This is a genomic window from Mesorhizobium sp. M4A.F.Ca.ET.020.02.1.1, assembly GCF_004022645.1.
Classification (GTDB): domain Bacteria; phylum Pseudomonadota; class Alphaproteobacteria; order Rhizobiales; family Rhizobiaceae; genus Mesorhizobium.
In genome coordinates, this window is record NZ_RZOI01001425.1 from 1 (window position 1) to 400 (window position 400).

The 400-nt window shown below is 63.0% G+C and carries 1 protein-coding gene; it reads left to right on the forward strand.

Annotated elements, in window-relative coordinates:
- Positions 1-400: N-formylglutamate amidohydrolase (locus tag EN742_RS37505; protein WP_189375791.1), on the forward strand; the 400-nt coding region annotated here is incomplete at both ends.

The window sequence follows — 400 nt, forward strand, 5'->3', positions numbered from 1 at the left end:
CTATCACGAGACGCTGAAACGGCTGTTGACAAGAACCCATGCCAGGTTCGGCTATGCGGTGCTGATCGACTGCCATTCGATGCCGGCCAGCATAAGGGTCGGCGACAATGGCGTGCGGCCGGATTTCATCATTGGCGACCGTTTCGGGATTTCCGCAACGGCGGCGCTGACCGAGACGGCGATCGCCCTGCTCACCGGCATGGGCTACACGGTGGCCCACAACAAGCCCTATGCCGGGGGCTTCATCACCGAGCATTACGGCCGTCCGGCGCGCCATCTGCATGCGCTGCAGATCGAGGTCAATCGCGGGCTCTACATGAACGAGCGGACGTTCCAGAAATCGCCCGGCTTCGACGCGCTTGCCGACGACCTCACGCGCTTCTCGGCCGATCTGATGGCG